Source organism: Flavobacterium sp. (assembly GCF_020217025.1).
Lineage (GTDB): Bacteria > Bacteroidota > Bacteroidia > Flavobacteriales > Flavobacteriaceae > Flavobacterium.
Map to the genome: position 1 here is coordinate 1 of NZ_JAIWOF010000231.1, position 10000 is coordinate 10000.

10 protein-coding genes are annotated in these 10000 nt (G+C 33.0%); 5 read left to right on the top strand and 5 right to left on the bottom strand.

Annotated features, from left to right (window positions below; genetic code table 11):
- Nucleotides 1-343 (top strand): HRDC domain-containing protein (locus LDL23_RS12245; protein WP_291265956.1); only part of this gene is annotated, 343 nt, incomplete at its 5' end.
- 35 nt (nt 344-378) lie between these two features.
- Here LDL23_RS12245 and LDL23_RS12250 read toward each other — a convergent pair.
- From LDL23_RS12250 to LDL23_RS12270, 5 genes are all read right to left on the bottom strand, one after another.
- Nucleotides 379-1281, bottom strand: coding sequence for a histone deacetylase (locus LDL23_RS12250; protein ID WP_291265957.1), 903 nt, complete (start codon nt 1279-1281; stop codon nt 379-381).
- Nucleotides 1282-1905: a chloramphenicol acetyltransferase gene (locus LDL23_RS12255; protein ID WP_291265958.1), complete on the bottom strand. Its 624-nt coding sequence runs from the start codon at nt 1903-1905 to the stop codon at nt 1282-1284. It lies immediately after the preceding gene.
- Entirely contained in the window at nt 1902-2588 is a 687-nt protein-coding gene (locus tag LDL23_RS12260; RefSeq protein ID WP_291265959.1) for an HAD family hydrolase, read from the bottom strand. The genes LDL23_RS12255 and LDL23_RS12260 overlap by 4 nt, the downstream gene beginning before the upstream one ends.
- 10 nt (nt 2589-2598) lie before the next feature.
- A complete protein-coding gene (metG, locus tag LDL23_RS12265; RefSeq protein ID WP_291265960.1) occupies nt 2599-4656 on the bottom strand; it encodes a methionine--tRNA ligase in 2058 nt (685 codons plus the stop codon).
- A gap of 89 nt (nt 4657-4745) precedes the next feature.
- Entirely contained in the window at nt 4746-5123 is a 378-nt protein-coding gene (locus tag LDL23_RS12270) for a GxxExxY protein (protein ID WP_250580511.1), read from the bottom strand.
- Nucleotides 5124-5364: 241 nt separating this feature from the next.
- Between LDL23_RS12270 and LDL23_RS12275 the strand changes: the two genes are divergently transcribed.
- The 4 genes from LDL23_RS12275 to LDL23_RS12290 form a co-directional block, all read left to right on the top strand.
- Nucleotides 5365-6261 (top strand): LD-carboxypeptidase, encoded by an 897-nt coding sequence (locus LDL23_RS12275; protein ID WP_291265961.1) that lies wholly within the window; start codon nt 5365-5367, stop codon nt 6259-6261.
- Nucleotides 6262-6278: 17 nt separating this feature from the next.
- The gene (locus tag LDL23_RS12280; protein ID WP_026725491.1) at nt 6279-6638 is read left to right on the top strand and encodes a YraN family protein; all 360 of its coding nucleotides are present in this window, start codon (nt 6279-6281) and stop codon (nt 6636-6638) included.
- Between the two features lie 62 nt (nt 6639-6700).
- Nucleotides 6701-7366: an aspartate kinase gene (locus LDL23_RS12285; protein WP_291265962.1), complete on the top strand. Its 666-nt coding sequence runs from the start codon at nt 6701-6703 to the stop codon at nt 7364-7366.
- Nucleotides 7367-7473: 107 nt separating this feature from the next.
- Nucleotides 7474-10000: gliding motility protein (locus LDL23_RS12290; RefSeq protein ID WP_291265963.1), on the top strand; the 2527-nt coding region annotated here is incomplete at its 3' end.

A 10000-nucleotide genomic window follows, 5' to 3' on the forward strand; every position in this document is an offset into this window, starting at 1 on the left:
AAAATCGAGTACGCAATTTGTGGAAAGTGATGATGCGCATTGGTTGGTTATTGTTCATTATGAATCAGAAGAACAAGAAAAACCAGAGCGATTGGAACGCAAATCGTACGAAGATTTAAATCCGAAAGACAAACAAGTTTACGGTTATTTGAATCAGTGGAGAAACGAAAAATCGGAAGCTTTGAAGCTGAAAAAGTATATGATTTGTCACAATTCAGAATTAATCGATTTAGCCATGTACAAGCCAAGTAACTTAGATGAATTACAACAAATCAAAGGTTTCGGGAAACAAAAATCGGAGCGATTCGGAGAAGATATTTTAGCAATTTTAAATGCCGTTTGAGAAAAGACCGCCAGCGAAAGTTGGTGGTTTTTTATTTAAAACAAAATGTCTTTCGCTACTCGATACGTATTCGCGTGTGCTTCAATAATCGTTTTGATTTCAGGAGAATAACCACCACCCATGCTCACTTGAACTGGAATTTGGTAACGCTCACAATTTTGAAAAACAATTTCGTCTCTTTTTTTACAACCATCAACAGAGCAACCTAATTTCCCTAATTTATCAGAAGCCAAAATATCAACTCCGGCCAAATAGAAAATGAAATCGGGTTTTTGTTGTTCTATTAGTTTAGGAATGATTTCGGAAATGGTTTTTAAAAAATCCTCATCAGAAGTATTGTCTTCAAAAGCAATGTCTAAGTCAGAAGTTTCTTTTTTAAACGGATAATTCGATTTTCCATGGGTAGAAAAAGTAAAGACATTATCGTTTTTTTGAAAAATTTCTGCCGTTCCATTCCCTTGATGCACGTCTAAGTCGATGATTAAGATTTTTTTTGCTAGTTTTTTATCTAACAAATATTGAGCAGCAATTGCTTGGTCATTCAATAAACAAAAGGCTTCACCACGATTGGAGTAGGCATGATGGGTTCCACCCGCGATGTTGAACGCAACTTTTGTTTCGAAAGTTTTTTCAGCTCCTAGGACAGTTCCTTGGGCAATTCGCAATTCTCGTTCCACAAGTTCTTTAGAAAGCGGAAAACCAATTTTTCGTGCTGCTTTAGGATCTAAAGTTAAATTCAGCAAATCGGAAACATATTCTTTTGTGTGAATCCTTAAAATAGTTTCAATTGGGATAATTTCAGGTTCAAAGAAATCGGTTTTTAAAGCAATACCTTCGTGTAGTAATTGTTGTGGTAATAATTCGTATTTCAACATCGGGAAACGATGTCCTTCAGGTAACGGATGTTTAAAAATAGAGTGAAACGCAATCGGAAACATCTAAGAGTTCATTAATTTTTGCAATTCATCTACAAATAAACCCATGTGGTAACCATCAACTAGGCCATGATGTGCTAAAACGGTCATTGCCATGGTTTTTTTACCATTTTCGGTCATTAACTTTCCATAGGAAACTTTTGGACAACTATCTTTTAAAGAGTATTTTCTGGAGTGTGTTAATCCCGTGAAATTAATCCAAGGAACAGCAGAAAAATGAATGATATTTTCAGGGAATTCTCTAGTGAAAAGTCCTGGTGTAATTTGAATTCTTTCAATTTCAGTTTGTACGATTTTGGCAAATTCGTGAATGTCAGAATGAAACTTCATAAACGAAAAACCAAACGTTTTGTCTTCTCGCATTATGGTAGAAGAAGCATCAATTTCGTCATAAAGTATTACTTCGTTTTCTTCAATTCGGTATCTGAAATTTTCTACTTGGTTAACGGCAGCAATCGTTTTGTGTAAATAGTAAACAAAAAACGGAATCTGCATCACTTTTGCTTTTTCATATGCAATAGTCATATCGATTGACGTGGTAATACCAAAGAAAGGCTCTTCGAAAGTATTGAAAAATTCAAAATGTTCTTTTCGATTCCAAGAAGATATGTCTATTTTTTGTTTCATTTTAATAAAGCTAAGATTTCGGTAATATTTGCAAATGATTTGAAATTTTGGTGCTTGATTTCGAAATCAATTTTTTCGTATTCCCAAGTGGTGTGATACGGAATGTGTATCGCATGTCCGCCAATATTTAAAACTGGTAAAACATCCGATTTTAACGAGTTTCCAATCATTAGAAAATCTTCGGCTTTGCAATCCAAACGACCTAACATTTTTTCGTAATCTAATTCGGCTTTGTCGCTCATTACTTCAATGTGATGAAAGAAAGCGCCAATTCCAGAATCGTGTAATTTTCTATGTTGGTCTTTTAAATCGCCTTTTGTGGCAACAACCAATTTATATTTCCCTTTCAATTGTTCCAAAACGGATTCAACGTTGGGTAACAATTCGACTGGTTTTTGAAGTAAATCTTTTCCAATGGCTAAAATTTGCTCAATTCCTTTTCCCGAAATTTGATGATTTGTCAATTGCAAAGCAGTTTCAATCATCGACAAGGTGAACGCTTTAATACCGAAACCATACAAAGGCAAATTTTTCACCTGATGATTCAAAATCAATCCCAAAATTTCTTGACTCGAAGCATAATCTTGAAACAACACACAAAAGCGTTCTTGCGCCTCATCGAAATACGGTTCGTTGTGCCATAAAGTGTCGTCTGCATCGAAAGCGATTATTTTTGGAGTCATTTTTTTTGTTTTAAGAAATCATCGCGCCATTAATCACGCCTTCCGCATCTGGGTTTACAAAAACCAATTTACCTTCTGCGTTGTTCGTTAACAACAACATGCCTTCACTTTCAACACCACGTAAAGCTCTTGGTGCTAAGTTGACTAAAACGGTTACGCGTTTTCCAATTACTTCTTCTGGTGTAAAATGCTCAGCAATTCCTGAAACGATGGTTCTTACATCAATTCCAGTATCTACTTTTAACACTAAAAGTTTATTGGCCTTTGGCATTTTTTCAGCTTCGATGATGGTTCCAATTCGTAAATCTACTTTGGCAAAATCTTCGAAAGTGATGATTTCTTTTTGCGGTTCCGCTTTTGCATTTTCCACTTTATTGGCAGTTTTAGTTGCTTCTAATTTGTCTAATTGCTTTTGGATTTCAACATCTTCAATTTGGGCAAACAAGATTTCGGCTTGACCAATTTGATGACCTGCTGGTATCAAGTCTGTTTTAGTCGTTACATCGTTCCAACCTAACGCATCGATTTTTAAAATATTCGATAATTTTTTAGCTGTGAAAGGTAAAAATGGTTCCGATAAAACTGCCAAAGCTGAAGCAATTTGCAATGCTATATACATTTGAGTTTGTACTCTTGCCGGATTTTCTTTTACCATTTTCCATGGTTCTTCGTCCGCTAAATATTTGTTTCCTAAACGAGCTACATTCATCAATTCGCCTAACGCTTCTCTAAATCTATAACGTTCAATCGAACTTGAAATTACGGCTGGATACGCTTTTAATTCGGCTAACGTTTGCTCATCAACTTCTGAAAATTCGTTTGGAGCTGGAACAATTCCGTTGTAATATTTGTTGGTTAGCACCACGACACGATTGATGAAATTTCCAAAAATCGCCGCTAGTTCGTTATTATTTCTTGCTTGAAAATCTTTCCAAGTAAAGTCATTGTCTTTAGTTTCTGGTGCATTTGCTGTTAATGCATATCGCAACGAATCTTGTTTTTCTGGAAAATCTTGTAAATATTCATGCAACCAAACCGCCCAATTTTTAGAAGTCGATAATTTGTTTCCTTCTAAATTCAAAAATTCATTTGCTGGAACATTATCAGGTAAAATATAACTTCCTTCTGCTTTTAACATCGCTGGAAAAATAATACAATGGAACACGATATTATCTTTTCCAATGAAGTGAACCAATTTTGTATCGGCATCTTTCCAATACGGTTCCCAATCTTTTCCTTCGCGAGCCGCCCATTCTTTTGTTGAAGAAATGTAGCCAATTGGCGCATCAAACCAAACATATAATTTTTTTCCTTCCGCACCTTCTACTGGAACATCGATTCCCCAATCTAAATCACGTGTTACGGCTCTTGGCTCTAAACCTCCATCAACCCACGATTTTACTTGTCCGTAAACATTTGGTTTCCAATCGTTTTTATGACCTTCTAAAATCCATTCTCTTAAGAACGATTCGTAACGATTTAAAGGTAAAAACCAATGTTTCGTTGATTTTAAAATTGGAGTTTCTCCAGTTATGGTTGATTTTGGATTAATTAAATCCGTAGCATTTAAAGTCGAACCACATTTTTCGCATTGATCGCCGTATGCTTCAGGATTGTCACATTTTGGACAAGTTCCGGTTACGAAACGATCGGCTAAAAATTGGTCAGCTTTTGCATCGTATAATTGTTCGGTAGTTTCTTCGATGAAATCACCGTTATCGTATAATTTTTTGAAAAATTCCGAAGCCGTTTTATGATGAATCTCGGCAGAAGTTCTAGAATAATTATCAAAAGAAATTCCAAAATCTAAAAACGATTTACGAATGATTCCGTCATATTTATCAATTACTTGTTGTGGTGTAATGCCTTCTTTTTTAGCTTTCATTGAAATTGCTACGCCGTGCTCGTCGCTTCCACAAATGAAAGCCACATCTTTTCCTTGCAAACGTAAATATCTCGCATAAATATCAGAAGGAACATAAACACCTGCTAAATGTCCAATGTGAATAGGTCCATTTGTATAAGGTAAAGCCGCAGTAATCGTATATCTTTTCGGATTTTCTAACATAATTTATTTTATTTTAACGCAAAGACGCTAAGTTTTTCGCAAAGCTTTGCAAAGAATTTTAAGTTTTAAAAGTGCAAATGTCGTGAAAATTATAATTTATTCACAACTCGTCTGATACCTTCTTTTAAAAGAACGGAATTAAAGTTTAAAAGTAAGCCTAATTTGAAGTTACCAAGCCTTAAATAAGTTAGAGTTTGAGCAAAATGAAGTTCGGAAAGTTCTTCAACACTTTTTAATTCTAAAACGAGTTTATCCTCTACAAGTAAATCAATTCTGTAACCGCAATCTAGTTTTACTTCTTCGAAAATCAATGGAATTGATTTTTCTTTTTCAACTTTAAATCCTGCTTGTACAAGTTTATAATAAAGACATTCTTTATATGTATTTTCAAGTAAGCCAGGTCCTAATGCATTATGAACTTCAATGGCAATTCCAATAACTCTATTTGAGATTTCATTTTCTGTCATTTTTCCTTTTTTAACTTTGCGAAAAACTTCTAAACTTTGCGTTAAATTTTGAACAAACTAAGTGTTAATTTAAGAGAGCAAAGATTATTTTAGTAAAAACTGAAACAAAAATAATCGATTAGTGACGAAATCCCGAATTTTAATTGGATTTTGTTTACTTTTGAGTTAATAAAATCTGACGATGTATAGATTTATTTTGATACTTATTTTAATTTCAAACTTTTCTCATTCGCAAAAGAAAATGAAAATTCCACCTTATCTTAAAAAAGGCGACACAGTTGCTATTGTTTGTACGGCTCGTAAATTTTTTCCAGAAGATGCAAAACCCGCTATTGAATTATTAGCATCTTGGGGATTGAAAGCAAAATTAGGTCGAACCATAGGTTTGGACAGTTGCCAACTTGGTGGAACTGATGCTGAACGAACAGCTGATTTTCAAGAAATGATGGATGACGACAACATCAAAGCCATTTGGTGTGCTCGTGGTGGTTATGGAACGGTTCGAATTATAGATTCGTTAGATTTTACTAAATTCAAAAAGCATCCAAAATGGATTATGGGTTTTTCCGATGTTACCGTTTTACATAGTCAATTGAATGTAGAAAGAGTAGCGACTTTGCATTCGATTATGCCATTTACGGTTCCAAAAGCACCTGAAGAAGTTAAAGAGACGTTGCGAAAAGCCCTTTTTGGCGAATCGATTTCCTACACAATTCCATCAAAATCATATGATGTAAAAGGAAAAGCTTCGGGTGAATTAGTAGGAGGAAATATATCGATTTTATATAGTTTATTGGGTTCAAAGTCATCGATTGATACCAAAGGGAAAATTCTTTTTATTGAAGATTTGGATGAATATTTGTATCATATCGACAGAATGATATACAATCTAAAACGTAATGGTTATTTTGAAAATGTAAAAGGAATTATTGTGGGAAGTATGGCTGATATGCACGATAATGATATTCCTTTTGGACAAAATGATGTCCAAATTATTACCGCAATTGCTAAAGAATATAACATTCCAATTGCTTTTGAATTTCCAGCGGGACATCAAAAAGACAACCGAACATTGATTCTAGGAAAACAAGTTGATTTTGAAGTGAATGACAAAGAAGTAAAACTTCAATTTCATTAAAATTGACACATTTAAAAATGGCAGAACATAACGATTTAGGAAAATTTGGAGAAGAATTAGCGGTTGATTTCTTAGAAAAAAACGGCTACGAAATCTTGGAAACGAATTGGGTTTTTGATAAAGCCGAAATCGATATTATTGCCCAAAAAAATGGAATACTAGCTGTTGTAGAAGTAAAAACGCGTTCGAGTATTGAATTTGGTTTGCCGCAAGATTTTGTAAAACCTAAGAAAATTCAATTATTGGTAAAAGCTATAAATGAGTATGTTACTCAAAACGATTTAGATGTTGAAGTTCGATTTGATATCGTGGCTATTCATAAAGAAAACTCTGATTTTGTTATAGAACACATTGAAGAAGCGTTTTATTATTTTTAATGTTAAATTTATAACAATTTGTTTTTTGTTTTTATCTTTGCGCCAAACAAACAACTAAAAGCATGAAAACAATATCCTCAGTAGTAGAGCAATACATTAAATCGAAGCCTTTTTTACTAAGTTCACTTTCGCAAGGAATTATTAATTTAACTTCTTTAGCAAGAATAATGATGCCCGAATTAGAAGCACATTTAGGAAAAGATGTTAAACAAGGTGCTGTTGTAATGTCATTAAAAAGACTTTCTGAAGAGTTGGATTTCAAAATCAACTATAAAATTTCAAAGGTTTTAAAAAATATTGGTGAAATCACGGTTCGTTCTTCGCTTAGCGATTTTACATTCATAAGTTCGGATACACTTTTAGATAACCAAGCAAAGTTGATTTCGGAAATTAACAAGCAACAAGATATTTTTTATACTTCTTCTCGCGGTGTTAATGAAACCAATATTGTAACAAGCACATCAATTGAACCAATGGTGGAGGCTATTTTTAAAAACGAGAAATTAACGCATAAAATCGAAAATTTATCTTCTATAACAGTAAAATTGCCTCAGGAAAACATTTCGACTCCAGGTGTTTACTATTATATTTTTCAAAGATTGGCTTGGGAAGGAATTATCATTCACGAAGTAATTTCAACTACAAATGAATTTACCATTATTGTTAGTGACGACCAAATTGATGTAGCATTTAAGGTAATAAAAGACCTTAAAAATGTGTTCGATTAATAAAAAGTCTCCTATTTTTTTTCACATCAAAAAAAGAAACGTATTTTTACCACTCTATACATACTAAAAAGTGATTTTAGTAGTTAAAGTACAAAAACGTTTTTACATTGAAAAGCACTATAATTAAATACTCTCTTGTCGTAGGTTTTTTGTTTTTTTTAATAGCTTGTTCTGTTAAAAAAGATAAGTTTGTTAATCGTAATTTTCATGCTGTTACTACAAAATATAATGTTTTGTACAATGGTAATATTGCTTTAGAAAAAGGACTTGAAGAGCTTAAGCAAACCTATAAAGATAACTTTTGGGAAGTGCTTCCTGTTGAACGAACATCTGATGCTGAAGAAGCTATTTTGCCAGGACAAACAAAGAATAAAAATTTTGAGCGTGCTGAAGAAAAAGCGGTAAAGGCTATTCAAAAACACTCTATGAATATCGCCGGAACTGAAAAAAATCCGCAAATGGATGAAGCTTATCTTTTGTTGGCTAAATCGCGTTATTATGAAAATCGTTTTATACCCTCTTTAGAGTCACTAAATTACATTCTGTATAAATATCCACTTAGTGATCGAATTTACCATGCTAAAGTATGGCGTGAAAAAGTAAATATTCGATTAGATAACGAAGATGTGGCGATCAAAAATTTAAAACGACTTTTAAAAGACTCAAAAATTCAAGGTCAGGATTTAGCTGATGCAAATGCAATGTTAGCACAAGCTTACATGAATATTCAAGTTAAAGACACGGCTATTGCAGCCTTAAAAGTGGCTAAAGAAGCAACAAATAACAACGAAGAAAAAGCAAGATATACCTTTATTTTAGGGCAACTTTACGAGCAAATGCAATATAATGATAGTGCATATGCTGCTTTTGAAGAAGTGATTCAAATGAATCGAAAAGCACCACGTCGTTATGCAATTCAGGCTCATGCCAAACAAGCCCAACAATTTGATTATACTAAAGGAGATACGTTAGCATTTTTAGAAAAATTCAATAAGTTAATTGAAGATAGAGAAAACCGTCCTTATTTGGATGTTTTGAATCATCAAGTTGGGGTTTTTTATGATAAAAACACTAAGAATAAATCGGCCAAAAAGTATTATAATAAATCGATAAAATCAGTTTCTAATGATAAATATTTAGTAGCGTCTAATTATAGAAATTTAGGTGAGATTTACTTTAGAGAAGCAGATTACAAATCGGCAGGAAAATATTATGATAGTACACTTGTAAACTTGAATGAGCGTACAAGAGAATACAGAAAGATAAAAAAGAAACGAGATAATTTAGAAGATGTAATCAAATACGAAACAATAGCCCAAATAAATGACAGTATTTTACATGTTGTTGCCATGCCTGATTCTGAAAGAAAAGCATATTATGAGGATTACATCGTAAAATTAAAAGCAGAAGAAGATAGAAAGGCTAAAATAGCAGCTGAAAAAGCTCAAAAAGAAGCTAATTTACAAGCTAATACTAACAATTCTAATGATTTAGGATCGATAAATTTAAACACAAAAAGCAAGGATATTCAAGTACAAAGTTCAAATAATACTGCTTTTTTGCCACCAGGTGGTATGGGAGTTGACAATTCAAGTTTTTACTTTTATAATCCTGTAGCGGTAGAGTTTGGCAAGAAAGATTTCCAAAACAGATGGGGAAAAAGAGCATTAAAAGATAATTGGAGATTGTCATCTGAAAAAGTTGAAGACAACATTATTGATGAAGATTTAAATAATAATGTAGCCGATAAAGATTCGTTAGTAATAGAAGAGAAACCGGAATTTACTTTAGATTTCTATTTAAAACAAATTCCAACAGACTCAAAACTTTTAGATAGTTTAGCAAAAGATAGAAATTTAGCTTACTATCAATTGGGATTGATTTATAAGGAAAAATTCAAAGAATACGAATTAGCGGCTTCTCGTTTAGAGCAATTATTAAAAAATAAACCAGAAGAACGTTTGGTGCTTCCGGCAATGTATAATTTGTACAAAATTTATCAGCAAATTTCGCCTTCTAAAGCGACAGATATTAAGCAACAAATCTTGGCTCAATATCCAGATAGCCGTTATGCGCAAATTTTGAACAATCCAGAAGTTGAGGTTACCGATAATGACAATCCGGAATTGGTTTTTAATGCTTTGTACAAGAAGTTTGAAAACAATCAATTAAGAGAGGTTTATGTGGAAGTGGATGAAGCTACTTTTAAGTTTGCCGGAGAGGAATCGCTGCCAAAATTTGAAATGCTAAAAGCAAAAATAACAGGACGATTAAAAGGTGTAGAAGAGTATAAGAAAGCATTAAACTTCGTTGCTTTAACGTATCCAAATACAGAAGAAGGAAAACAAGCTGAAAAAATGGTGCAAATGGAAGTGTCATTAATTGAAGCACTTGATTTTGGATTAGCTCAGCCAACAAGCTATAAAATTATCTTCCCTAAAACTTATCCTTACGGAAAAGAAGTTAAAAATCTATCCGATAAAATAGCGAAGTACATTAAAGATACCAATGCAGTGGCATTAAAATCATCTGAAGATATTTACACCTTAACCGATAATTTTATTGTAATTCATGGTTTTGACAATAAAGATGCTGCGATATCTGTATTATCGGTATTACAGTTGCATAAAAATT

Excerpts from the sequence above, each read along its gene's own strand:
- LDL23_RS12275 (WP_291265961.1), top strand. The coding sequence starts at position 5,365 with ATGAAAATTCCACCTTATCTTAAAAAAGGCGACACAGTTGCTATTGTT.
- LDL23_RS12260 (WP_291265959.1), bottom strand. The coding sequence starts at position 2,588 with ATGACTCCAAAAATAATCGCTTTCGATGCAGACGACACTTTATGGCAC.
- LDL23_RS12255 (WP_291265958.1), bottom strand. The coding sequence starts at position 1,905 with ATGAAACAAAAAATAGACATATCTTCTTGGAATCGAAAAGAACATTTT.
- LDL23_RS12270 (WP_250580511.1), bottom strand. The coding sequence starts at position 5,123 with ATGACAGAAAATGAAATCTCAAATAGAGTTATTGGAATTGCCATTGAA.
- metG (WP_291265960.1), bottom strand. The coding sequence starts at position 4,656 with ATGTTAGAAAATCCGAAAAGATATACGATTACTGCGGCTTTACCTTAT.
- LDL23_RS12250 (WP_291265957.1), bottom strand. The coding sequence starts at position 1,281 with ATGTTTCCGATTGCGTTTCACTCTATTTTTAAACATCCGTTACCTGAA.
- LDL23_RS12285 (WP_291265962.1), top strand. The coding sequence starts at position 6,701 with ATGAAAACAATATCCTCAGTAGTAGAGCAATACATTAAATCGAAGCCT.
- LDL23_RS12280 (WP_026725491.1), top strand. The coding sequence starts at position 6,279 with ATGGCAGAACATAACGATTTAGGAAAATTTGGAGAAGAATTAGCGGTT.